The sequence below is a fragment of the Chitinophaga sp. CC14 genome, from assembly GCF_048957795.1.
Taxonomy (GTDB): Bacteria; Bacteroidota; Bacteroidia; order Chitinophagales; family Chitinophagaceae; genus Chitinophaga; species Chitinophaga ginsengisegetis.
Window position 1 is genome coordinate 42,268 of record NZ_JARBFY010000003.1, and the last position, 24,727, is coordinate 66,994.

Below are 24,727 nucleotides of genomic sequence, written 5' to 3' on the forward strand. Positions count from 1 at the left end.
TTAGAAAGTCATATTAAAAGATAATGACGTTGTTCTGCGGGCAGGCCATCCGTTTGTTTCGGGATCATAGCCTCTCCATGCATCGTCAAAAGTTACCAGGAACGGGTTGGTCATGCTGAGGGATGTACTCAGTCGTTTAATGTGTATCTTTTTCAGCAGTTCCTGTGTAAACTCGTAGTTAAACGAAATTTGCCGGCAGCGGACAAAATCAGCATCTGCCACCATGTAATCGGATTGGTTATACAGGTCATATGGCGTTACCCTGAATGGCACTGTTGTTGGCAGGTAGAATTCTATCCTGCGGGGATTGCCGGGTGGAACAGCAGGAATGTTGGTATATTTCTCATCGCCTGGTTGTTTCCAGCGCTCCTTCAGGATCCTGGGAGCATTCTGTTCAGGAGTGGGCGCACCGGAAGCGTTGTAGAACACGGGCAGTCTTTTTTGATTTCCGAATGCCATGGCGAATTGTGCGCTTAAGGAGAGGTTCTTATACCTGACCATTGTATTGAATCCACCGGAAAAGTCGGGATCCAGCTTACCTGATTTTACCAGGTATTCCAGGTCATTGGCAGTAGGTTTAATATCCATGTTTTTGAAGAGCGGCACTCCATTGGCCGGACTTAAACCTGCATAAGCATAGGAATAAAAAGTGGAGTAAGCTTCTCCGTTCACAATAGCTGTTCCGTTCAGATAATCCTCTCTCGTATTAACCCTTTCGTTTTGTTTCAGCACGTTCCGGGCAAGACCTGTATTCACAGAAAACTGCCACATGAAGTCTTTGGTACGCACCGGCACTACACTGATGATCAGATCATAGCCGGTGTTTTCCATGAGGGAACCAAATACGGTTGCGGAATTCATCCCGTTTTCAACGGGCACGTCCCGTGAAGCGAGGATGTTACTGCTTTTTTTGTACCAGTTGGCGGTGGCGCTGAGGCGGCCGTTAAACATGGCAACATCCAGTCCGAAGTTCCATGTTTTTGTTTTCTCCCAACCCAGTTCAGGATAAGGCAGCGATTTGATGTTGAGGATATATTGTTTGAATACGTTGCTGAGTCCTCCGTCGGTGGCAATCAGGTAAGGAGATACCGCTTCCACTGCATTTCCCTGGTAGCCGTAAGTGGCAGATACGTCGAACGCGTTCAGCCATTTCTGGGAGCTGAAGAATTTTTCATTGGCAACGCGCCATTTTCCACCCACCGACCAGGTTGGCTGGAACCGCTTGTTTTTATCCTGCCCGAAACGGTTGGAAGCATCCAGTCTTGCGTTGAAGTTGAAGATAAAGCGCTGATCAAAACCATACACCGCAGAAAAATATTCACTCAGGAAATTACTCTTCTGGTTAACGATGCCTGAATTTACGCGCATGAGGTCAAGGAGATTGTCGCCGTTGCCGGAGATCATCGCAGGCAGTGCCGGAACAGGCGCATAACTTTCTCCGCGGTAACGGAGATAGCCATAACGGGTATCGGTGTTACCCTGCGTGAGTGCGGATCTTGCCTCCATTCCCCCCTGGAGGGTAACGGCATGTTTAGTGCCAAACAGGTGGTTATACACCAGGCTGTTTCTCCAGGTATATCCACTGTTGTTGGCATTCTGCATTTGTACGAGTCCTCCGAAAGGCAGGCGGCTGGCCAGTTCCTGCGGGGAGTTGGACAGTACGCTGCCAAACTCATACCCTCTTGTTTGAGTGATATAGTAGGATAATTCCGTAGCGTAAGATTTTACGTTGGAATTGGTAAGGGTGTAAGATAACAGTCCCTGGTATTGCAGGTCCTTTGTTAACTGCAGGTTTACATCTGCAGTAGACGACAGGTTAGTGGTCACATTTTTATTCCCGGTATTATTAATTTCATTCTGAATGTTATACTGGTAGCTGTTGTTGCCGGGGAAAACGGTGCTGGGTTCTCCTCTTTTCTCATGATAGAAAAGGGAGCCGTCGTCGTTATACATGGGAATGGTTCTGGCAGTATTGTAAGCATAGGTGAATGGATCTACGCCATATGCAAAACCATTTGTTTCCCGGCGGCTTCCATTCAGCATAAAGTTTACGGTTAGCCGTTTTCCAAACCGGAGCGTGGTGTTGGAAGAGGCGGCGAAAGAAGTAAGGTCATTTCCTTTGGCTTCGCCGTTTTGCTGTTGCAGGCTCAGGGAGGTTCTGTTTGAGATTTTCTCGGTTCCGCCGGAGATGCTCAGGCTGTGATTCTGACTGAACGGGTTGCGGAACAGGAGAGAGAACCAATCGGTATTCTGATTTTCCAGCTTCCGGTACCGTTCCACGTAAGTGGCGTAATCAATCTCTTTTCTTTGTAGTTGCTGGATCAGTGCAGCGTAGCCGATAGGCAATACTTCAGCAGTATAGCTGTCGCGCGCTTCGTATACTTCTTTCGAAAACTGCATCAGTTCCTGGGAGTTCATCAGGTCGAAGTCGCCGTAGGTAGGTTTCTGACCAACGGTGAGCGTGGAGTTGTAAGACACTGATAACTGGCCGGGCCGGGCTTTTTTCGTGGTGAGTACAATTACGCCGTTGGCTGCCTGTGAACCATAAATGGCGGTGGCCGAAGCATCTTTTAAAACGGTGATGGTTTCAATATCGTTTGGGTTGAGCCAGGAAATTGCGTTGGAGGCAATCAGGCGCAGTTCACTCATATCTCCTGCCAGTGATCCGCTGCCATTGGGCATTGGCAAGGGATCGCGCTGGATCACGCCATCCACTACCCAAACCGGTTCCTGGTTGCCCAGGATGGTAGAAGTACCACGGATACGGATCTTTGGGGTGGAACCCACCTGCCCCGATTGCGTTATTACTGACATGCCGGGTACAACGCCCTGCAACATCTGGTCGATGCTGGTTTCGCCGGCTATCTTGATATCATCGGCTTTCACGGAGTAAACGGAACCTACGTAGTTCTTTTTATTCACGTTCATATACCCGGTGATTACTACGTCGTTCATTTCAAAGTCTTTCCTGTTCAGCGTGATGTTCAGTAACAGGTTGGCGCCATCGGTTACCAGCAGCGACTTCGATTGTGCTTTATCAAGCGTGTTGGCGGTGAAACCATTATTTCCTTTCAGTACAGCGATTTCCAGGGTTTCATATCCCAGCATGCTGATCACGAATACCGCGTTTTCGGGAGGACGGTTAAAGAAGAAAGAGCCGTCAGACCCGGTGATGGTGCCGCTGACCGTATTTTTTATCCGCACAGAAACGCCCGGCAGTGGTTCACCGGTTGCAGAGCGGATGGTACCGGTGATGGTGTTGGGAGGAGCCAGGATATTGCCGGCGGGCGCTGTTTTGCGGGACAATACAATTGTTTTGTCCTTGATCACATAGGTAACCGGAAAATCTTTCAATACTTCATTCAGCAGATCTTTCAACGGCATATCACGTACGGAAAGCGATACGTTCCGTGTATCATTGATCGTGTTATTATTACTGAAAACTACGTACCCTGTTTGTTGTTTGATGGCACTAAATACTTGTTTGATAGGGATGGCTTTACCCGAAAGGGTAACGGTTTGTGCGTGACCCGAGGCATTTGCCTGAAAGATGGCGGCGGCTAATAAAATGACAGTAAGTCTCATTACCAGAAAGATTTTGGTTAGGCCCATGTTTTTTCCCCGGCGATCGGGCGGCCAATAGCATTTTTTTTGCATAAATTGCATGAGATTTGGTTGTTAATAAATGTGAATTGCAATAAACCGTTTAGAAACCAACTAAGTCAAATACACCGTCACGGCCGCAATCCGTGACGGTTTTTTAATGGTTGGTTCGTTTAATAAAATAGTCAGGCCGGGCCATACAGGCCCCTTCTGTGATTCTCCGGTGAAGTGTATCTGATACTTATTTATTCAGCACAATCAATCTGCGTCCTTCTACTCTAAAGTCTACTTCTGTTCTCCTTAATATTTCCAGCAGGTCTGTTAATGATATCTGCCTGCTCATTTCTCCCATGAATTGTATATCCGGTATACCATTTTCATAAACTACATCTATATTGTACCAGCGTTCCAGCTGTCGCATTACTTCTTCGAGATTGGCGCCTTCAAAGTTGAACAGGCCGTTTTTCCAGGCCATTATTTTTTCAATGTCCGGATTGCTTACTATAGCTATTTTTGCTCCCGGTTTATTGATGCCGGAAATATTGTTGATCTGTGCCTGCTGACCAGGTTTGAGGATTATGCTGGCAGGTTCACTGACTACTCTTACGCTTCCATCGAGCAATGTTGTATTGATCGTTTTTTCATTTTCGTAGGCGTTTACGTTGAACAACGTGCCCAGTACTTCTATGGAAGCTTTATTATTTACATTTACCAGGAAAGGTTTATTGACATCTTTTGCTACTTCAAAACAGGCTTCCCCGTATACTTCCACTTTTCGTTCCTTGCCCGCAAATACAGTAGGGTAGCGGATGGAGCTGGCTGCATTTAACCACACTTTGGTTCCGTCAGGTAAGGTCATCTGGAATTGCCGTCCTTTGGGCGTGGTCATTTTGTTATACTGGATATCGGAAACGGCTTCCCCGGAAGGATCATACATCAGTTTTCCGTTAGATAATACTACGGAGGTACCGCTTTGGTGCGCAACAATTCCGCTGGTCATGCTATCCAGTACAACCTGTCGTCCGTCGGCCAGGGTGAGTATAGCGCCCTGGCTGCCGGGAGTGATATCCGCTACCTTTGATGAGATGACCGGCGACTGATCTTTTTTATTCATTACCAGCAGGTAGGTGCTTCCTGCAAGCAGCAGTGCTGCAGCAGCTGCCCAGCCCCATCTGCGGATGAAATGAACCCGGTGAACCGGGGTCGCAACAGGTTGGTCAAATCCGGGAATCTGTTCACTGATCTTCCTGGAAATCCTGTCTGTATCATAGGCATAAAACCGCTGAAGATTCGCCACCAGCTGTTGCTGATCGGTTAGTTCTGCAAAAAGACGGCGGTTATCATCGGAGGTGTTGATCCACTCCGTTAATGCAATTTGCTCGTCAGCATTCAGACTATTGTCCAGGTATTTGCCAATCAGGCCGGCTATGTAATGATTGTTCTCCCTCATGTCGATACTACTAAAACAACTAACTCCTCCTTTTATACCGCCCTTCTCAAAAAAAAATCAGCGTTGCAGCAATAATAGTGCGGAAACAAGGACTGGCAGGGATATCAGCTCATTTTTTAAAAGAGCGGTGCGTAATAATCCTACACCTTTTGCTTTTTGGTTCAGAACGGTCTGGTAGGCCATATTGAGTTCGTCGGCTATTTCCTGCGGCCGTTTCCCGTCGATAACGGAGAGGCGCACTACCTGCCGGCATTGTGGTGGCAGCTTTTCAATTTCGAGGAAAATAGCCTGTATTACCTCCGTTTTTATATAGGCTTTTTCAACATCTATGGAAAAGCGGTCGGCTACCCTTTCTATCGACTGGTGAATATCACCATGTCGTTTTTGTGCCTTCAGATAATTAAGGGCGGCGTTTCTTGCGGCAGTGAACAGGAAAGCTTTCAGTTGGCCCAGTGTGGGGAAGTTTTCTTTTTTTTGAAATGCCTGGATGAAGCATTCCGAAACAATATCTTCTGCGGCCATTGTATCGGAAGTCAGCTGTTCCGTAAAAAAACAGAGTGGCCGCTGGTATAGCGCATAAATTTGATGCAGTGCTTTGTGTTCGCCCTGCTGAAAAGAAGATATCAGCTCAATTTCCCCGTATGCTTGCTTACTTGACAATGCTTATTTTATGTTCATGTTTGGAAGCACAAACTAGAGCAAAAATTCTCAAGGAAAAAGCGGTGTCTTTAAATAATTGAAAATTAATTGATTATGAATTAGGAATAAGGCCGGAAGTTCTTCCTGGTACCGGGAAAATGTTTTGGATGGCCGGTTCCGGAAGGTGCCTGTTTCTTCGGAAGTTACCGGCTGCCGGTGGAACCTTATTGACAATGTTATTGTTATCACCTCTTACAAGGTTCTTTTCTAATCATTTAAAAAGATCATCTTATGTCTATCGTAAAAGTAATTGAAGTCATCTCTTCATCAGAAAAAAGCATTGAAGACGCTATCAATAATGCTGTAAGCGAGGTTTCAAAAACCATACATAACATAGATTCTGTTTATGTAAAAGACATCAAGGCACATGTAAAAGACGGCAAGGTATCTACCTATGGCATCATTTGTAAAGTGTCTTTCCGTATAGATGAAGAACGGAAATAAAAGGGGAAAATAGCCATTAAACCCAGGCTGAGTTTATATCATAAGACCCCCGGATATCTTATGTAAAGGGATACTCATGGCATATGTTTTGGGGCCATTTCCCTAAAAGGAGGGATTATGAAAAACTCACTTTTCTTCTGTTATACGCTGTCGTCATTGTTCCTCTTATGGGGTTGTAACAACAGGTCTTCCGACAGCGAAAAGAAAGCCAAAGAAGCCAACCGCGCAAAAATCGACAGCCAGATGATGGGCAGCCCGTCTGCAGAGTCATTAGCCGTTATTCCTTCCAAAGCAGATGCTGATTTCCTGGTAGAAGCCGCCAGTGGAGGAATGACAGAGGTACAGCTGGGACAGCTGGCCCAAACAAATTCTATGAACAAACAGGTAAAGGCTTTTGGGGCCTTAATGATAAAAGATCACGGAGCAGGTAACGAAAAACTGAAAGCATTGGCTGCATCCAAAAATATAATACTCCCTGATTCGGTGTCCAATCATCAGCAAAAAATGAAGGAAAGACTGGAAAAAAAGAAGGGAGAAGCATTTGACAGGGCCTATATCAGCATGATGATAGATGATCATAAGAGAGATATCCGCGCATTTAAAAGTGCGGCTAAGAATGCGGCAGATGTGGAAATAAAGGCTTTCGCCCTGGACAATTTGCCTATTTTATCAGCGCACCTTGACTCTGCGCTGAACCTGCAAAGAAAGATGGGTATACCGGTTGGGCCATTGCCTTACCAGTAAGCAGGCTCAGGCAACCTGAGTGCATGGATAGTGCATTAATAGTGCATGAGGAGTGCATCAATAGTGCATGAGGAGTGCATGAGGAGTGCATGGGAACAGTATGGATAGTGCATGGATAGTCCATCAGGTACCCATGTCCGAAGTACCGGACACGCATCCGTGAGGCAACAGGGATACCTACTTTTTAGTATATAAAGGCAAAAAAACGGGAATACGGAAGTAAATTTCCGGTATGAAAGATTTCCGGCATCAGAACAGGCTGTATTATAGTCCTGTTGAATTTGCAATGAATTATATCGGGGGGACCTGGAAAATGCCTATCCTGGTGGCGCTTCGTGAAGGACCGGTCCGGTATGGCGATCTGAAAAAGTCCATATCGCATATCACCGATAAAATGCTGATTACGCAACTGCGCGACCTGGAAGAGAAAAACATGGTGACCCGGAAGGCATATGCTGAAAAGCCCCCGCGTGTGGATTACGCGCTCACCGAAAGGGCAAAGCAGGCATTGTCTGTTATCGATGCACTGCATGCCTATGGCGCATTCCTGATGAAGGAAGAAGAGATTACACTATAAGGAAGCAGCGGCTGCAGTCGCTGCTTCCTTATATACTTACCTTTCCAGCTGGAAGCCGGGTTCCATTGCCGGCCGTTCTGCCAGGTTGGATACAGTAAAACCGGTGGCATACATCCACCGGGCTATTTTTGTCAGCTTTTCTATATTGATGGTAGCCGCTTCATCGCCCGGGGTGTGATAAAGTGCATGAGGCAATGAGCTGAAGTAGAGTACCGGGATATTCTTTTTCGCATAGGGATAGTGATCGCTGCGGAAATACCATACTTCCGGATGGGTGGCTTTATCCCATGCTGTATCCAGTTTGAATCCCGGTCCTTTACGGTTTTCTTCCAGTCCTATTTTTGCCAGCGCGGAAGAGCTGAGGTGTGGCGGGATGAGGCCAAGCAGGGCGGCACTGTCGGGCGCATTATTGCCGATCATATCCGCATTTAATACAGCTACCAGTGATTCCCGGGGCACCGTTGGATGATCCGCAAACCAGGTGGAGCCAAACAGTCCTCTTTCTTCCGAACCATGCCAGATGAACAGGGCGGAGCGCTTGCCCGGTTGCTGGCGGAAGGCCCGGCCAATGGCCAGCAGGGCAACGCTTACGCTGGCATTATCATCGGCGCCGTTGTAAATAGAATCGGCTACTCCCGGTACATTCCTTACCCCGTCATGATCCTGGTGGCCGCTGAATACCACATATTCTCCTGCCAGCTTAGGATCGCTGCCTTTTACTTTCGCTACCACATTTACCGAAGGGTAGGTAAAAGATTCAGAGAAGATGTGCGCTTTCAGTTGTTGCCCTGGCTGCTGTACCAGCGGCAGTGCATCCTGCTGCAGCCAGATGATGGGAACGCCGGTTAACAGCTGCCGGTGAAAAAGACTGCCTTCTATCTGGTAGGAACCGCGGTTGTTATATTGTGTGGCTTTACCCCATCCTTTCTGTGCCAGTTCATCCCCAACAAAAATAATGGCCACTGCGCCTTTGGAAGCAAGGTACTTTGCCCAGTAGTTCACCACTATGCCTGCGTATCGCGTAGGTACCTGCACACGCGGATCATTGATGCCTTTGGCGGAAAACTGCAATGCCACTACTTTTCCTTTTATGGTGGCGGCAGATACGGTGTCGGCGTCATTTATAAATACGATAGGCGCATCCACCGCTGCAAAGCTGGGTTCATATACAATGGCGTCCTGCCATAAATGAAACGACCGGTTGCCTATACTGATGGTGCTGTTGTTACTTACCCGTTCCCGTATCAGGGAAAAGAACTGGAAGTAGGTGCCATCATCACCGGCGGGCTCAAGACCGGCTTTACGCGCCTGTTCTGCCAGCCATACGGATGCCTTTAATTCGTCCAGTGTGCCGGCTTCCCTTCCCCTGAAATGATCGTCGGCCAGGTAGTACAGGTCCTTTTTAATATCGTCCGCTTTTATGGCGTCTATAGGTTTTTTGCTTTGTGCCATTAATGCGCTGCCGGTTAACAACAAGGCAGCCAGTGCGGCGGAGAAACGGTTTGTCATAAGCATATCTTTCTGCAATAAAAATAAGGTAATGAGGGCTAATATATTCATCCCGTTGGTGCACGGGAATTTTTTTTGGAAGTTTCAATACCGGAAATTATATTTGTAGAATAGTATAGTATAGTACAGATGCAAATAGTACAGGTCAACTAAAAAAGCACGTTATGAATGATTGGATCACAGCGCCGTTCCACGATTGATGTTTCCACCATTCGTATTCCATTTACGTTTTAAATTGAAAAAAAATGATTGCCAAACACTTGCTGAAATGCGTCCTCGCATTTTTTGCTGCGTTTTGTTTGTGCATACCAGCGTATGCCCAGCAAAAACCATTCAAAGGTAAAGTCATCAGTTCCACCGACAAATCACCACTACCATTTATCTCCATAGTTGTAAAAGGCACCACCGCCGGTGCAAAAACAGATGAGGAAGGCCGGTTTGTGCTCACCATGCCCGCGGGCAGCAACACAGTGGTTGTTTCGGGAATTGGTTTCCGGCAACAGGAGTTAACGCTCACGCAGGATTTCACCACTATTGCCCTGGAACCCTCTGTGGAAAACCTGAACGACGTAGTGGTAGTAGGATATGGCACCACAAAAAAAGCCACGTTAACAGGTTCCGTTGCGGCGGTGAAAAGCGCGGAAATAGTAAGAAGCCCGCAGCCCAATATCTCCAACTCACTCGTTGGCCGTATGCCGGGCCTCATTGCGCCCAACACCAGCGGGGAACCAGGTTACGACGATGCCCGCCTGCTGATCCGCGGGGTAGCTACCACCGGTAACTCTGCCCCGTTAATTGTAATTGATGGCGTACCCAATGCACTCGGTGGATTTTCCCGCTTAAACGCCAGCGATATTGAAAGCATCAGTATCCTGAAAGATGCTTCTGCCGCCATTTATGGCTCGCAGGCGGCGAACGGCGTTATATTGGTCACCACCAAAAAAGGAGAAGCCGGCAAAACAAATTTCAGCTTCAGCCTGAACCAGGGTTTTATAAAACCTACCCGGTTGCCGGAATTTGTAGATGCCGCTACCTACGCCACTATCGTAAATGAAATAGGCTATTATAACAATCCTTCACAAGGCCAGCGCCAGCGCTATTCCGATGCGGAAATAGAATTGTTCAGAAACGGGAAAGACCCCGTGTCTTACCCGAACACAGATTGGGAAAAGGAAGTGATGAAACCACTGGCGCCTCAAACTTCCGCCAATCTTTCCTTCTCCGGCGGCAGCAATAAACTGTCGTATTATATCTCCGGCGGCTATCTGAACCAGGATGGATTGTATCGCAACAGTCCACTCAATTATAAACAATATAACATCCGCGCAAACTTCGATATTAACTTCTCTTCCCGGTTTAAAGCAACGGTACAGATGTCTGGCCGGCAGGAAGAAAAGACCGCACTGGCCGGCTTTGGCGCCTCCAACGTATTTGAGTTTCTTTACCGTACCTACCCAACACTCCCGGCTTATTATCCGAATGGTATGATGGGGGCCGGTGTGGAAATGGGGAAAAACCCGCTGGCAATGGCACAGTTATCCGGTGCGGATAAAAGACCCATCACCACCGGTAGTATCATCGGTAAAGCGAGTTACGAATTAGCTAAAGGATTATCAGTAGATGGAATGGTATCTATCGACAAGCGTTTTGAATTTGATAAACAGCTGGCTAAAAACTGGATCGTGTACCAGTACGATAAAGGCACACAAACCTATGACGCGGTGAAAGGCGGTCCCAATAACCCTTCCATGTCGGAAAGCCAGATCAACTATACACTCCTGAACTCTTTTCTCCGTTTGAGCTATGATAAACATTTTGGTAAACACCAGCTCAGCGCGTTTGCAGCAGTACAGCAATCGAAAACAACGTATGAAACTTTTGGCGCCGGCCGTCAGAACTATATCACTACCTTGTTGCCGGAACTGAGCCAGGGCGGTGCTTTGCCAACAGATGCGAGTAACTACGGCAGCAGTTACATCATTACCCGCAGAAGTTACTTCGGCCGTATCAGTTATAACTATTCAGAAAAATACCTGTTGGATGTACAGCTCCGTGAAGATGGATCCTCCATTTTTGCACCGGGAAGGCAATACGGATTTTTCCCCAGCGCAATGGCAGCATGGCGTATTTCAGAAGAATCTTGGTTTAATAAAAATACGATCAACAGCTTAAAGCTCCGCGCTTCCTACGGACTGCTGGGAAATGAAAATATTAAACCGGACGATGCGCCCGGCTATCAATATCTTCAAAACCTGAACCTGCAAACCAATGCGCTGAGCACATTAACAAACGCCGGACAACCTTATGGCGCCAATATTCCCACCATTGTATATGCCAAACTGGCGAATCCAAATATCACCTGGGAAACAGCAAAGAAGGCCAACATCGGTATAGACGCTTCTTTATTCAACCACTTTAACGTTACCCTGGATGTGTTCAGTGAAACGAGAGACAATATCCTGGCGCCGAGAAATTTAAGTATCCCCGGCGTAAGCGGTATCAGCAGCAGCCAGATCCCCGACGAAAATATCGGTAAGGTTACCAACAAAGGCATTGAAGCCTCTGTGATGTATGAAACCCGCTTCAACGACGTAAAATTCAATATCGGCGGTAACTTCAGCTTTATCAAAAATAAAGTCATCTTCCTGGATGAAGCGCCCGGCACCCTTTCTTACCAGAAAGTGGAAGGACACCCGATCAATGCCGGCCTGTACTACCGCAGCATCGGCATCTTCAAAGACCAGGCACAGATCGATGCTACACCACATGCTCCCGGCACCAGGCCCGGTGACCTGATCCTGGAAGACTACGACGGTGATAAGGCAATTACCGCAGCCGACCGCGTAAGAGTAGACCAGAACAATATTCCGCAAATCGTATATGGCATCACGTTAGGCGCCTCCTGGAAAAGTTTTGATGTAAATATTTTATTACAGGGACAGGGAGAATCTGCACAATACCTCCTCTGGGAATCCGGTGAATTTGGCTCCTTCCTCAAGGAATGGGCAGATAACCGCTGGACACCGGAAAATACCAATGCTTCCTGGCCACGCCCCGTATCCAGACCGAATTCCAGCAACCTCGGCGCATACCCAAGTACTTTCTGGAACTGGAATACTTCTTTCCTCCGCCTTAAAAACGTAGAGATTGGCTATAACCTCCCCACTGCTTTATTGTCGAAAGCATCTATTAAATCTGCCCGCTTTTATGTGAATGGATTTAACCTGCTCACCTTTACAAGAGTGAAACAAATAGATCCGGAAGGCACCGATGGCAGCGGATATTTTTACCCGCAACAGAAAGTGTTTAACGTAGGCGTGAATGTGAATTTTTAAGAGGGGAAACAAATCATTTACTATTTCAATTGCAAAGAAATGAAGACTAAAAATATATCACTGATCCTGGTAGCAGCCGGCCTGGCCGCACTGGGAGCATGTAAGAAAGATTTTCTTGACACCGCACCAACCAGCATCATCACCGATGCTGCCGTGTGGGGCGATTCCTCGCTGGCGGAAGCCTATGTTACAGGAAGATATATCGGTGTGGGCGGTAGTAACGATGGTGGAAAACCCGGATTTGGCCGCGCTTTTGAAGATGCCTGGATGAGTTCTGTAACAGATGAATCCGTGGTAGTATGGGACAACAATACCTGGTTTGTGCAACAGGGCGCCCTCACGCCGGACAGAACCGGCTGGATGAGCGATACCTGGATCAGGAGCTATCGCAGCATCCGGGAAGTGAATTACGCGTTAGCCAACATCGACAAAGTTCCAATGAGCGATTATGGAAAAGAACGGCTGAAAGGAGAACTCCACTTTATCCGCGCTTACCGCTACCAGGACCTGATCCGCAACTTCGGTGATGTGCCTTTGGCCGGCGACCGCGTATACAACCTGGATGATACCAACTTCGATTCGCTTTTTATCCGTAAACCGGTGCAGGAATGTATTCAGTATGCAGTGAATGAACTGAATACTGCCGCTACTATGATGAAGGATAAAAGTTATCCCACTGGCCGCGGCTCCTACGCTGCCGCACTGGCATTGAAAGCGCGCCTGTTGTTATACGCTGCCAGCCCTTTGTATACCAATGGCTCCAATGATAAAACAAAATGGGCCGCCGCTGCTGCTGCAGCTTCCGATGTAATAGCGCTGAATAAATTTACGCTGTATAATAACTACAAAACTTTATTCACCATCAGTGGTACCAGTGAAGATATTTTTGAACGGGTATATTCTCCTACCAACGAACACACCAACCTGGAACTGGTAAACGGTCCCAATGGTTATGGCGGATGGGGCGGAAATACGCCGATGCAGAATCTGGTAGACGATTATGAAATGGCCGATGGCTCCCGTTTCGACTGGAACAATCCTGCAGAAAAAGCAAATCCTTACCAGAACAGGGACCCACGTTTTTATGCGAGCATTCTCTATAACGGCGCTCCTTACAGAACCCGCAACGTGGAAACATTCCGTCCCGGCGGTAAAGACAGTAAAGATGGCAATGGTAACTGGAATACCAGTCCTACCGGCTACTACGTAAGAAAATATATCAACGAAGCCAACCCGGTTGAAAACCCGAACCAGACAGCTTACCAGCCCTGGAAATATTTAAGGTATGCAGAAGTGCTGCTGAACTACGCGGAAGCGCAGAATGAAGCTGTAGGCCCGGATAACACGGTGTATAAAGCCGTGAATGATATCCGCGCAAGAGCAGGCATGCCTGAACTACCCAAAGGATTGTCGGCCGACAGTATGCGGAGCCGCATCCGCAACGAACGCCGCATTGAACTGGCCTTTGAAGAACACCGCTACTTTGATGTACGCCGGTGGAAGATTGCAGAGGTAACAGAAAACGTTCCCGGTTATGGCATATTGCCATCCAAACAACCAAATGGCGCCATCGTATACACAAGAATTATTGCACTGGACAACCGCAAATTTGATAAAGCAAAAAATTACTGGGTGCCCATTCCGCAGTCGGAAATTAATTCATCCGGAAGAAAACTCCGTCAGAATGCGGGGTACTGATATACTCCTTAAAATGATACGGATAACGGGCATACCGTTATCCGTATTGCTCATAAATACCTGTAGCTATAAGTTTAAAAAGATTTTTTTCATGATACGATTCATCCATTTGAAACAGGGCATCTGGTTATTGGCGATGTGCTGCTGCGGACATGCCTTCGCACAGGATGCCAGGCCATTTACAATACCTGTGGAATCAAAAAATAATGCCGTGGTATTACAGGTAGATGCAAAGGGACAATTGTCCACCATCTACTTTGGTACCAAACTATCCAATGCCGCAGAGTACCAACAGGTACCAATGGCCTACAAACAAACCGAAGATTATTCAACCGTATCCAATGCCGCCTATACCGCTGCCGGTACAAAGAACCTGATGGAACCCGCCATCGCGGTAACGCATGCCGATGGCAATAATGCACTGGACCTGCGTTATGTAAGTCATAAAGTAACTCCCCGCGGAGCAGATGTAGAGGAGATCAGTATCCTGCTGAAAGACCCCGTGTATCCATTTGAAGTAACGCTGTATTACAAAGTGTATAAAGCTGAAGATGTAATAGAGCAATGGTCCGTAATCAGGCACCAGGAAAAAGGAAATGTAACCCTGCAGAAATTTGCTTCCGCCAATCTTTATCTCAAAGCGCCGCGTTACTGGCTCCGGCAGTATCATGGCGACTGGGCAAAGGAAATGCAGCCGGAAGAAACACCGATTACACACGGCATTAAAACACTGGATTCCAAACTGGGTACCCGCGCCAATTTATTCCAGCCACCAGTTTTCATGGTGTCGCTGGATAAACCGGCTACAGAAGACGAGGGCAGTGTGTTATACGGATCCCTGGAGTGGAGCGGAAATTTCAGGATCGATCTTGAACTCGACAACCTGGATAACTTACGTATCATAGCTGGAATCAATAACTATGCATCTCCCTATGTATTAAAAACAAATACCGCTTTTGAAACACCGCCTTTCCTGTATACCTTCTCCACAAAAGGAAAAGGAGATGCCAGCCGTAAACTGCAAAGCTGGGCGAGAAACTATAAATTACTGGACGGAAAAGGAGAGCGGCTCACACTATTAAATAACTGGGAAGCCACTAATTTCAACTTCGATGAATCCGCACTGAAAAGTTTATTAAAAGATACCAAAGACCTTGGCGTGGATCTCTTCCTGCTGGACGACGGCTGGTTTGGTAATAAATTTCCGCGCAACAGCGATCACGCAGGGTTGGGCGACTGGCAGGAGAACCGCAAAAAACTGCCTAACGGTATTGCTGCACTGGATAGCATGGCGCAACTCAACGGGGTGAAATTTGGGATCTGGATAGAACCCGAAATGGTGAATCCAAAGAGTGAGCTGAACACGAAACATCCGGATTGGGTGTTAAGACAACCCGGCCGCGAAGAACATTATTTCCGTAACCAACTGGTGCTGGATTTGAGTAATCCGCAGGTACAGGATTTTGTATTCCAAGTGGTGGATTCGCTGTTTATAAAAGCGCCCAAATTATCTTATATCAAATGGGATTGCAATGCTGTTATTTACAACGCATGGTCCGCTTACCAAAAGCAGCAGCAGTCGCAGTTCTATGTGGAATATGTGCGGAGCTTGTATAAAGTACTGGCCAGGGTGCGCGCCAAATATCCCAATGTGCCCATGATGCTTTGTTCCGGTGGTGGTGGCCGTGTGGACTATGCCGCGTTACAATATTTTACGGAGTACTGGCCCAGCGATAACACCGATCCTTTGGAGCGCATTTATATCCAGTGGGAAAACTCTTACTTCTACCCGGCCATTGCCAGCGCCAACCACGTAACCGACTGGGGTAAGCAACCCATCAAATTCAGGGTGGATGTAGCCATGATGGGCAAACTGGGTTTTGATATTGTAGTAAAGGATTTAAAAGAGAAAGATCTCGCTTTCTGTAAGGAGGCGATTAATAATTATAATGCTTTGAAAGATGTGATCTGGCACGGCGACCAATACCGGCTGGCAGATCCGCACGAGGGCAGCGTAGCCGCCGTAATGTATCTCGATGAAAAGAAAGCCACCGGCGTATTGTTTAACTACCTGGTAAATTACCGTTATGGCGAAGGCAGCAAATTTCCCATCCGGTTAAAGGGCCTGGACCCTGCAAAGAAATACCGCCTGAAAGAAATTAATCTTTATCCCGGAGAAGATACAGTTATCCCGGATAACACTATATTTACCGGCGAATTTTTAATGAACATCGGATTTAATCCACAGCTGCATGTTAAAAGAACCAGCGTGGTTATCCGGATTAACGAAGTATCCTGATTATCTATGAACAAATTCCAGTTAGAAGAGCACCCCCACCAACGGTTAAATATCTTAACGGGCGAGTGGGTATTAGTATCGCCGCACCGTACCAAAAGGCCGTGGCAGGGCAAAGTAGAGAAAGTAAATAAAGATCCGCTGCCGGAGTACGATGCCTCCTGTTATTTATGCCCGGGCAACAGCAGGATGGGCGGGGATCAGAACCCTGCTTATACAGAGCCTTTTGCATTTACCAATGATTTCGGTGCCCTGATGGCAGATACACCTGCAGGCGTTGAAGTGACCGACAGCTTATTACATGCGCGGGGGGTGAAAGGCACCTGCCGTGTGATCTGTTTTTCACCGCGGCATGATCTTACGCTGCCGCTGCTGGAAGTAGCAGACATCCGGAAAGTGATTACGTTGTGGCAGGAAGAATTCCGCCAGCTTGCTGCCGATACGGATATAAAGTATATCCAGATCTTTGAAAACAAAGGCGACATCATGGGGTGCAGCAATCCTCATCCACATGGGCAGATCTGGGCAACCAGCGATTTACCGGCGGAGTTGATCAAGGAAACATCTCACCAGAAAAAATATTATGAAGCTACCGGCAAAAGCCTGCTGCAAAGCTATGTAGCTTTGGAGCTGGAAAAGCAGGAAAGGATTGTTTGTGAGAATGATCACTTTGTGGCATTGGTGCCCTTTTGGGCGGTTTGGCCATTTGAAACCATGATCATCAGCAAGCGGCATGTACCGGATCTGCTGCATTTTAATGAGGCAGAGCAGCACGCATTGGCGGATATTTTAAAAAGACTGACCATAAAATATGATAATCTTTTTGAAACATCATTCCCTTACTCTGCCGGTATGCACCAGGCGCCCGTGAATTCGGGCGATCATCCGGAATGGCACTGGCATATGCATTTCTATCCGCCGCTGTTGCGTTCTGCATCCGTGAAAAAGTTTATGGTAGGGTATGAGTTGCTGGCCAGTCCGCAGCGGGACATTACGCCAGAATGGGCTGCCAGGAAGTTACAATCGCTGCCTGAAACGCATTATTCACTGCAAAAAGTTGTAAGTGTAGAAAAAACGCAATAGCTTAGTAGGATAGTGTAGTACAGTTAATTCCAGATCAATTTTTCCTTACATGCAGGACGTATACGAACAGATACATGAACTGGACGGCATTCCGGGTCTTTCTAAACATGAACAATTTGTTCAGGGCATCATCAATGCCATCAACTCAAAGTTGTTATCGAGAGGCGACTCATTGCCTTCTGTGAATAACCTGATCGGGGAGCTCGGATTTGCGCGGGAAACGATTGCCAAAGGTTATAAGGAGCTGGTGGAAAGAGGGATTGTGGCATCGCAAAACAGGAAAGGATTTTTTGTGAGCAGCGACGATACCGGGCAGCAGCTGAAAGTGGCGTTGCTGTTATTTGCGTTTGATACTTTCCAGGAAACATTTTATAAAACCTTCCGGGCAAATCTTGGTGAAAACATCCAGCTGGATGTTTTCTTTCATCATAACAATATCGAGGTATTTGAAAGCATTGTGGCTTCCGTAAAGGGCCGCTACGGGATGTATGTGGTAGCGCCTATCCCTCATCCCAAAACGGCGGAGATCCTGCGGGAGCTGCCGATGGATAAGTTCCTGATGATTGACCGGTACGAGCCGTTACAGGCAGATTGTTCTTACATTGTGCAGGAGTTCGGGGAATCATCCTACCGGGCATTCACCGCGTTAACGGATACCATCAGGCAGTTTGATGAAATGATTTTTTATTACCGGCCGTCTACCGATACGCCGATAGAAATACTGAAGGCATTCAAACGTTTTATAAAAGACCATCAGATCAACGGTGTTATTAAAACGGAATATGTACCCGGCACGGTGGCCAAAGGAAAAGTATATTACACCATCAATAATACGGAGTTGTGGGCCATCCTGAAAGATTGTGTGGGAAAGAAAATGACGCTTGGAAAAGATGTGGGCATCTTATCTCACAATGATGATGTGGTAAAGGAAATTATCTGTAATGGTATCACCACTTATTCCACGGACTTTAAACTGATGGCGGAGAAGGCAGCAGTTTTTGTACTGAACCGGGAGAAGATCCAGGAAGTACTGCCTACCGTGCTGATAAGAAGAAAATCTTTGTAACTGTAATTATTAATGCCACTTTCTACTATTATAAGCTTTGCTTTTTTCGTGGTACTCATGACGGTATTGTCGTGGTACATTACAAGAAGGCACCAGTTGAAAACCGCCGCCGACGTATTTCTTGGCAGCCGTAGTTTAAACTGGCTGGTAATAGGCGGTGCGCTCATCATGACCAACATCAGCGCCAACCAGTTTATTGGTGAAAACGAATCTGTTTTCATCAATAACATGTCTATTATGTCGTGGGGTGTTACCTCTGTATTTGCGATGTTGCTGGTAGGCGAATTCCTGATGCCCATCTATTTGCGGATCGGGGCCGTTACCACGCCCGATTTCCTGGAAGTACGGTATGATAGCGGCACCAAGAAAATAGTATCCGTTATTTTCCTGCTCAGCTATCTTGTAAACCTGATCCCAGCCGTATTGTATGGCGGCGCAGTGGCCTTTAACGGTATCTTTCACCTGAATGAGCTGCTGCATATCAGCTATTGGTCCACCATCTGGATGCTGGCCTGCCTGATAGGTATCACGGGCTTTTTCTATAATGTATTGGGCGGCTTAAAAGTGATCAGTATCTCCGACACATTGCTGGGCGGTGGTATGATCATCGGTGGATTGTTGCTGCCTTATTTCGGGTTTAAATACCTGGGGCATGGCGATGCGGAAACCGGTTTGCTGACTGTGCTCGGAAGCCATACCGATCACTTAAATGCCATCGGCTCGGCACACGATGCGGTTCCTTTCAGCACTATTTTTACCGGTATGTTGCTGGTGAATATTTACTACTGGGGTATGGAGCAGTTTATTGTGCAGCAGGCGCTGGGCTCCGTGAACCTGGAGCAAAGCCAGAAAGGGATTGCACTGGCGTGTTTGTGTAAGTTATTGTCGCCGCTCATGCTCAATATCCCCGGCCTCATTGCCGTACACCTGTATATTCATCCGCAGGCAACGGCGGAAGTATTTCCCAGGATGGCGGCAGATGTGTTGCCGCCGGTATACACCGGTTTAATTGCGGCCATTGTTTTTGGTGCGGCGCTCAGCACTTTTAATGCGGGGCTGAACAGTGTAGGTACGTTGTTCACCATGAATTTATATAAGCCTTTCATGATAGCCCGCAAAGGCAGCGTAACGGATAAAGAACTGATCAGCAGAACCCGTATTTTCCAGGTGTTGGTATTGTTGTCGGGTATTATCATTGCGCCGTTTATCATGTTGTTCAAAGGCGGCTTTTATAATTATATCCAGATGCTGGCGGGGTTTTTCAGTCTTCCCATTTTTACCATCATGGTGGTGGGCATGGCCACCCGGCACGTTCCGCCGGTGGCGGCCAAAGCGGGACTGGTATTTTTCCTGGCCGTAAACGTATTACTGCAATGGGTATTTGATACCGGTATCCATTACCTGCATCTGCTGGCGATCACCTTTGTGGTAACGGCGGTGCTGATGCTGATCATCGGCAAAATAAAACCAATGGCAGTACCTTATCAGCCGGCAGTAATCCCGGTAGTATCCGTGGAGCCCTGGAAAAACCGGCACTGGTACAGCGCTGCCTTATTGATATTAATGGTGTTGCTATTTATGATCTTTTCACCACTAGGACTTGCAAAATGAATAACGCTCTGATCTGGTGCAGATACTTTTTATCTGTTACGGGAATGCTTTGCCTGTTAACGCCGTTACACGCACAACAGGCCACTCATGTGAAACATATTCCTTTCGGGAAAAACAATTATATCGCCTACGATTTACGCAAAGGCACTTACTCTGTTTGGAGCGGAAAGGAAGAAGTGATCCGGAATGCATTTGCTTTTTATGAAGATGCCCACCGGCCTGATACCCTCACTGCTACCCGTACTTTTGCCAGTGCACGTATAAAAGACCGGATGGGAGAAGGTACCCGGTATGTGATTACTTCTGCCGGTAACGGCATGAAAAAACAGCAGGTATTTTATGTGTATAAAGGGAAAGATGGTTTTTATACGGCTGTAACCCTGCAGGGAAAAGGCGCGCGCTCCAGGGCGATGAGCCCTTTAACAGGAGAAGCCGCGATGTATACCAGCGGGGTAGTGGTGCCCTTTGACAATGATGCCTGGATCAGGTACCGCGTAGCGGACCAGCAAGGCCCGGCATTCACCAGTTCAGAAGTAACCGCGTTGTACGACAGTATCACCAACGCCGGGCTCATACTCGGCTCAGTAGAACACAGCAACTGGAAAACAGGGGTAAAGGTGGAAAATTCACGCATTTCTGTGGTGGCCGGGTGGACTGACAGTCTTGTTACCCGCGATAAAATACCCCACGGCATCGTTACGCAGGGCGATACCCTGTGCAGCTCCCCGAAGATCCTGGTGCTGCCCGCCGTCAACTGGCGCAAAGGCATGGAGCAATATGGCAGCGCTAACAGCCTCGCCGAACCCCGGTATATTTTTGAATGGACCGGGGCAAAGCCGCTGGGCTGGAACAGCTGGGGAAGCATGCAAACGAAATTGAACCTGGCTAAAGCCAAACAGGTTGTCGATTTTTTTGCAGACTCCTGTAAAACATTCCGTGGTAAAGACGGCAGCATTTACATTGACCTCGACTCCTATTGGGATAACATGACCAAAGGCGGCATGACAGGCGATTTCAGCCAGCTGAAAGAATTTGTGGTGTATTGCAAACAACGGGGATGTAAGCCCGGCATTTACTGGGCGCCGTTTGTAGACTGGTCCAAATCCTCCCGCGTGGTAGAAGGAAGCCACTACAATTATGAAGAAACCTGGACAAAAGTAAACGGGCAATACCACGATTTTGACGGCGCCCGCGCGATGGACCCCACCCATCCTGCTACCCGCGAGCGCATCGCCTATCTCATTAAAAGGTTCAAGGAAACCGGCTTTGAAATGATTAAGATTGACTTTATCGGGCATGCAGCCATAGAAGCAGATGCGTATTATGATCCGTCCGTGCATACAGGCATGCAGGCATTCAGGAAGGGCATGGAATTCCTCGTAGATCAGCTGGATGGCAAGATGCTGGTATACGCCGCCATTTCGCCCGGTATGGCCACCGGCAGGTATGTGCATATGCGCCGTATTGCCTGCGATGCTTTCAAAAATATTGACGAAACAGCCTATACCCTCAACGCCACCAGTTTGGGATGGTGGCAAAATAAAGTGTACGGTTTTACCGATGCAGATCACGTAGTGTTTGCAGGCGCCGCTCCCGGTGAAAACAGGGCCCGTCTTGCCTCTGCCATCGTTACCGGCACCGTTATTACCGGCGACGACTACTCCGCGTACAGCAGCGCTTCCGGCGTAGCGCAGCAACTGCTGCAAAACCACGATGTGCTGGAAGCGGCACAGTTGCCAAATGGTTTTGTTCCGGTGGATCATCATACCGGTGATACGCCGTCCAGCCTGTTTGTTCACAACAGCGGCCGGTTTACCTACCTGGCCGTGGTGAACTATAACAAGCGCCCCACTACCTTTGAAGCTGATTTTAGGAAGCTTGGACTCGGCAGCGGGGAATATCTCTGCAAAGAATTATTCTCCGGTAAAACATCTACGGAGAAAGGGAAGATCCATATAACTGCAGATGCGGCAGACGCCATGATCTTCCGGTTGGAAAAGAAATAAAGGAAGAGCGGTCATGTGCCATTTTTATTATTAACTTTAATAAAAAAAATGGAAAACAAAGGGCTGCTTTTTATTCCGGATATAAGTGGCTTTACCCGTTTTGTGAATGAAATAGAGATTGAGCACAGCCGCCATATTATCCAGCAATTATTGGAACTGCTGATAAACGCTAATCAGTCGGGCCTGGAAGTGTCTGAAGTTGAAGGTGACGCCATCCTGTTCTATAAGTTTGGATCCCCGCCGGAACTGGAAGTACTGTATAAGCAGGTGGAAAAAATGTTCTGCGAATTTCACCGGTACCTGGTCAACTACAACCACCGTAAAATTTGCCAGTGCAAAGCATGTGTATCCGCTATTGACCTCACCCTGAAGGTAATTACCCACTATGGCGAGTTCACCACCTACCAGGTGAAAAATTTCAGTAAGCTGATAGGGAAAGATGTGATTGTAGCGCACCAGCTGCTGAAAAATGATATTGAACAACATGAATACTGGCTGGTAACAGACAACCTGTTGCGTGATGAACCACCGGAAGGACTGGCGCAATGGATGACATGGGATGCCAGCACCAAACAAACAGAAACAGGCGCTATTCCTTTCCATTATACTCATTTAAGTGAACTGCGCAATGGGTTGCCGCCTGATCCTGATCCACAGATAGAGCTTAAGGACAAAACAAAAATGATTTCAGTGTCGAAGGAGTTTGACACGGATATCAAAACGCTTATTTATACTGTGGTGCATTTTGAGTTCAGGCACCTGTGGCAAACAGGTGTGAGCGCAATAGATGAGGTAGAACATTTTCTGCCTGGTATAGGTAGTCGTCACCGCCATGTGATGGATAACGGTAAAGAGGTGATCATGTACACCAGCAGCTTCTCGTACGATCCCGAACAAAAGGCGTTGTTCAGTGAAACAGATGAGAAGCGGCATAACGCTTTCTACTATACGGTTGAAAAGATAACAGACCAGAGAAGCCGGTTGACGATAGATTATTATCTTCCTAAAAATTTTATACGGCAATCTTTGTTCCGGCTCACGGAGAAAGAAAAGATGGAAGCCGATTTGCGGAAATCGCTTGAGAAGCTGGAACCTATTGTAATGAATATGGTATTGCCGCTGGATTTTTAGAAAGAGGGTAAGGTATATTCTTAATCCAACATAGTGTTTATCATTCTTATATACCGAAATGTTATCAGGTAGTTAATACTTTTTTATTCACTTACCTCGTTCATTTCTACTTCAAGAATTTGAATTTGTGCCACAACCTGTGGCACAATTACCCTGGTCTTATCAACGACTCCTGATTTCAAAAATAAAAGAGAGGGTGTCTTAAAAGTAAATTTGAGGCACCCTCTCTTTATTTCATCCTCTACTCATGAAACACAGGCATGGCCGGGAAATACCATCCGTTGTAAGTGAGTGTTTTTTTCAGTGTAGCGGTAGTAGCGTCATACATCAGGACCCTGTTCACATCTCCGGTGAAAGAGCCATTCAATGTAGTCATTACCAGTTCATTTTTATCCTTGTTATACGCAGCACCGGCGCCATAGAAATATTGGCCTGAAGGCAGTGTGATAAAAGGAGATGCAAGCGATGCGGTGTTGCCAATGATATAGCGGTACAATTGGGTACCACCGGCAAAACCGTTGTTACGCACAATGTAAACAGCATTCTCTGTTGTAGAGGCAGTGATCGCCGCGTGGCGCCATGCTCCCCACGGAGATGGTACTGTGAAAGGCAGTTTCACGGCAGTGCGCACCAGTGTAGCGGGGTCTATGCGGATCAGGGAATCGGAGTTGGTGGCATATACGCCGCCATCTTTACCGGCAGCAAAGGCCAGGTTGGCTGCGCCGAATTTTTTTACTACAGCGTACGTGGTGCTGTTTAGAGCAACGATACCATCTGTTTGGGACAACACAAAAATATAGCTGCCGGCTTTTAACATATCACCGGTGTAACCGGCTACACCAGTTACTTTAGCGCCTACTGCAAGGGAAGGTAACGTAATGGGATATACGCCATCGCTTGCACTCAGCAGTCCACGGGTGGCATCCACACCAATAAAGGCATGACCATCATTACCTGGCAGGGTAGTGATACGGCCGGTTTCAGCCAGGCTGCCTGCATCTGTTACTACCAGTGGTCCGCCGGCTTTTACAACGATATACATTTTGCCGTTGAATACAGTGGCATACTGCAGGGTATTGGAAGGGCCGCCCAATGCGCCTGTGGGGTTTTCTGCATGGTAAATGTTGGGGACAAGACTGTCGCCGCTGTAGGAATAGAAATGCAGATCGCCGGTACCATGACCAAACCATCCTTCGTTAGCGATAAAGAATCCATTGCCGTATTTACCGGCGATTAATGATGCCGTAACGCCGCCGGTACCCGCTTCGTTGGTGCGTTGGCGTTCGAGGGGTTGTAAGGCATCATCTTTTTGACAGGAAGCAACAAACAGCACTAATGCTGCAGACAGAAAGGATAATAACTGTTTTTTCATATTTATTGTTTTGTTAAGAAAATACAACGCACTTTTCTCCGGGGTAAAAACCCCGGAAAAATGATCATAATACCGGTTATCCTCCGGCATCACGCCTAAGGCT

Annotated in this window: 16 protein-coding genes; 11 read left to right on the forward strand and 5 right to left on the reverse strand. The window is 47.3% G+C overall.

The genetic code is table 11. From position 1 onward, the window contains the following. From PV783_RS10130 to PV783_RS10140, 3 genes are all read right to left on the reverse strand, one after another. Nucleotides 1-3,585: a SusC/RagA family TonB-linked outer membrane protein gene (locus tag PV783_RS10130; RefSeq protein ID WP_420987892.1), complete on the reverse strand. Its 3,585-nt coding sequence runs from the start codon at nucleotides 3,583-3,585 to the stop codon at nucleotides 1-3. 259 nt (nucleotides 3,586-3,844) lie between these two features. After that, the gene (locus PV783_RS10135) at nucleotides 3,845-5,053 is read right to left on the reverse strand and encodes a FecR family protein (RefSeq protein ID WP_420987893.1); all 1,209 of its coding nucleotides are present in this window, start codon (nucleotides 5,051-5,053) and stop codon (nucleotides 3,845-3,847) included. 57 nt (nucleotides 5,054-5,110) lie between these two features. After that, nucleotides 5,111-5,713 carry an RNA polymerase sigma factor gene (locus tag PV783_RS10140; protein WP_079468863.1) on the reverse strand — a complete coding sequence of 201 codons (603 nt, stop codon included), beginning with the start codon at nucleotides 5,711-5,713 and terminating at the stop codon, nucleotides 5,111-5,113. A 270-nt stretch (nucleotides 5,714-5,983) separates the two neighbouring features. Between PV783_RS10140 and PV783_RS10145 the strand changes: the two genes are divergently transcribed. The 3 genes from PV783_RS10145 to PV783_RS10155 all read left to right on the forward strand — a co-directional run bounded on the left by PV783_RS10145 (nucleotide 5,984) and on the right by PV783_RS10155 (nucleotide 7,517). Next, a complete protein-coding gene (locus PV783_RS10145; RefSeq protein ID WP_079468862.1) occupies nucleotides 5,984-6,196 on the forward strand; it encodes a dodecin family protein in 213 nt (70 codons plus the stop codon). A 117-nt stretch (nucleotides 6,197-6,313) separates the two neighbouring features. Further along, nucleotides 6,314-6,940, forward strand: a complete 627-nt coding sequence (locus tag PV783_RS10150; protein WP_336387142.1) for a DUF4142 domain-containing protein — start codon at nucleotides 6,314-6,316, stop codon at nucleotides 6,938-6,940. Between the two features lie 232 nt (nucleotides 6,941-7,172). Continuing rightward, nucleotides 7,173-7,517: a winged helix-turn-helix transcriptional regulator gene (locus tag PV783_RS10155; protein ID WP_079468860.1), complete on the forward strand. Its 345-nt coding sequence runs from the start codon at nucleotides 7,173-7,175 to the stop codon at nucleotides 7,515-7,517. A gap of 36 nt (nucleotides 7,518-7,553) precedes the next feature. Here the strand turns inward: PV783_RS10155 and PV783_RS10160 are convergent, their stop codons facing one another. Further along, nucleotides 7,554-9,026 carry a M28 family peptidase gene (locus PV783_RS10160; protein ID WP_420987894.1) on the reverse strand — a complete coding sequence of 491 codons (1,473 nt, stop codon included), beginning with the start codon at nucleotides 9,024-9,026 and terminating at the stop codon, nucleotides 7,554-7,556. A 245-nt stretch (nucleotides 9,027-9,271) separates the two neighbouring features. Here PV783_RS10160 and PV783_RS10165 point away from each other — a divergent pair, with 245 nt between their 5' ends. From PV783_RS10165 to PV783_RS10200, 8 genes are all read left to right on the forward strand, one after another. Further along, nucleotides 9,272-12,361 (forward strand): SusC/RagA family TonB-linked outer membrane protein, encoded by a 3,090-nt coding sequence (locus PV783_RS10165; RefSeq protein ID WP_420987895.1) that lies wholly within the window; start codon nucleotides 9,272-9,274, stop codon nucleotides 12,359-12,361. A 39-nt stretch (nucleotides 12,362-12,400) separates the two neighbouring features. After that, the gene (locus PV783_RS10170; protein WP_420987896.1) at nucleotides 12,401-14,059 is read left to right on the forward strand and encodes a RagB/SusD family nutrient uptake outer membrane protein; all 1,659 of its coding nucleotides are present in this window, start codon (nucleotides 12,401-12,403) and stop codon (nucleotides 14,057-14,059) included. A gap of 91 nt (nucleotides 14,060-14,150) precedes the next feature. Further along, nucleotides 14,151-16,358, forward strand: a complete 2,208-nt coding sequence (locus PV783_RS10175) for an alpha-galactosidase (protein WP_420987897.1) — start codon at nucleotides 14,151-14,153, stop codon at nucleotides 16,356-16,358. Between the two features lie 6 nt (nucleotides 16,359-16,364). Beyond that, nucleotides 16,365-17,438 (forward strand): UDP-glucose--hexose-1-phosphate uridylyltransferase, encoded by a 1,074-nt coding sequence (locus PV783_RS10180; protein ID WP_363433589.1) that lies wholly within the window; start codon nucleotides 16,365-16,367, stop codon nucleotides 17,436-17,438. Between the two features lie 49 nt (nucleotides 17,439-17,487). Continuing rightward, nucleotides 17,488-18,504 carry a GntR family transcriptional regulator gene (locus PV783_RS10185; RefSeq protein WP_420987898.1) on the forward strand — a complete coding sequence of 339 codons (1,017 nt, stop codon included), beginning with the start codon at nucleotides 17,488-17,490 and terminating at the stop codon, nucleotides 18,502-18,504. Between the two features lie 12 nt (nucleotides 18,505-18,516). Further along, nucleotides 18,517-20,115, forward strand: a complete 1,599-nt coding sequence (locus PV783_RS10190) for a solute:sodium symporter family transporter (protein ID WP_079468855.1) — start codon at nucleotides 18,517-18,519, stop codon at nucleotides 20,113-20,115. Then, complete coding sequence (locus PV783_RS10195; protein WP_420987899.1) at nucleotides 20,112-22,121, forward strand: hypothetical protein; 2,010 nt, start codon at nucleotides 20,112-20,114, stop codon at nucleotides 22,119-22,121. Before PV783_RS10190 ends, PV783_RS10195 begins: the two co-directional genes overlap by 4 nt. A gap of 48 nt (nucleotides 22,122-22,169) precedes the next feature. Next, nucleotides 22,170-23,252, forward strand: coding sequence for a DUF2652 domain-containing protein (locus PV783_RS10200; protein ID WP_420987900.1), 1,083 nt, complete (start codon nucleotides 22,170-22,172; stop codon nucleotides 23,250-23,252). A 241-nt stretch (nucleotides 23,253-23,493) separates the two neighbouring features. Here the strand turns inward: PV783_RS10200 and PV783_RS10205 are convergent, their stop codons facing one another. After that, on the reverse strand, nucleotides 23,494-24,624 hold the full coding sequence (locus PV783_RS10205; protein WP_420987901.1) for a DUF5074 domain-containing protein: 1,131 nt from the start codon (nucleotides 24,622-24,624) through the stop codon (nucleotides 23,494-23,496). Between the last annotated feature and the right edge of the window lie 103 nt (nucleotides 24,625-24,727).

Coding starts and splice junctions, on each gene's coding strand:
- PV783_RS10130 (WP_420987892.1), bottom strand. CDS start 3,585: ATGAGACTTACTGTCATTTTATTAGCCGCCGCCATCTTTCAGGCAAAT.
- PV783_RS10135 (WP_420987893.1), bottom strand. CDS start 5,053: ATGAGGGAGAACAATCATTACATAGCCGGCCTGATTGGCAAATACCTG.
- PV783_RS10145 (WP_079468862.1), top strand. CDS start 5,984: ATGTCTATCGTAAAAGTAATTGAAGTCATCTCTTCATCAGAAAAAAGC.
- PV783_RS10150 (WP_336387142.1), top strand. CDS start 6,314: ATGAAAAACTCACTTTTCTTCTGTTATACGCTGTCGTCATTGTTCCTC.
- PV783_RS10155 (WP_079468860.1), top strand. CDS start 7,173: ATGAAAGATTTCCGGCATCAGAACAGGCTGTATTATAGTCCTGTTGAA.
- PV783_RS10160 (WP_420987894.1), bottom strand. CDS start 9,026: ATGACAAACCGTTTCTCCGCCGCACTGGCTGCCTTGTTGTTAACCGGC.
- PV783_RS10165 (WP_420987895.1), top strand. CDS start 9,272: ATGATTGCCAAACACTTGCTGAAATGCGTCCTCGCATTTTTTGCTGCG.
- PV783_RS10170 (WP_420987896.1), top strand. CDS start 12,401: ATGAAGACTAAAAATATATCACTGATCCTGGTAGCAGCCGGCCTGGCC.
- PV783_RS10175 (WP_420987897.1), top strand. CDS start 14,151: ATGATACGATTCATCCATTTGAAACAGGGCATCTGGTTATTGGCGATG.
- PV783_RS10180 (WP_363433589.1), top strand. CDS start 16,365: ATGAACAAATTCCAGTTAGAAGAGCACCCCCACCAACGGTTAAATATC.
- PV783_RS10185 (WP_420987898.1), top strand. CDS start 17,488: ATGCAGGACGTATACGAACAGATACATGAACTGGACGGCATTCCGGGT.
- PV783_RS10190 (WP_079468855.1), top strand. CDS start 18,517: ATGCCACTTTCTACTATTATAAGCTTTGCTTTTTTCGTGGTACTCATG.
- PV783_RS10195 (WP_420987899.1), top strand. CDS start 20,112: ATGAATAACGCTCTGATCTGGTGCAGATACTTTTTATCTGTTACGGGA.
- PV783_RS10200 (WP_420987900.1), top strand. CDS start 22,170: ATGGAAAACAAAGGGCTGCTTTTTATTCCGGATATAAGTGGCTTTACC.
- PV783_RS10205 (WP_420987901.1), bottom strand. CDS start 24,624: ATGAAAAAACAGTTATTATCCTTTCTGTCTGCAGCATTAGTGCTGTTT.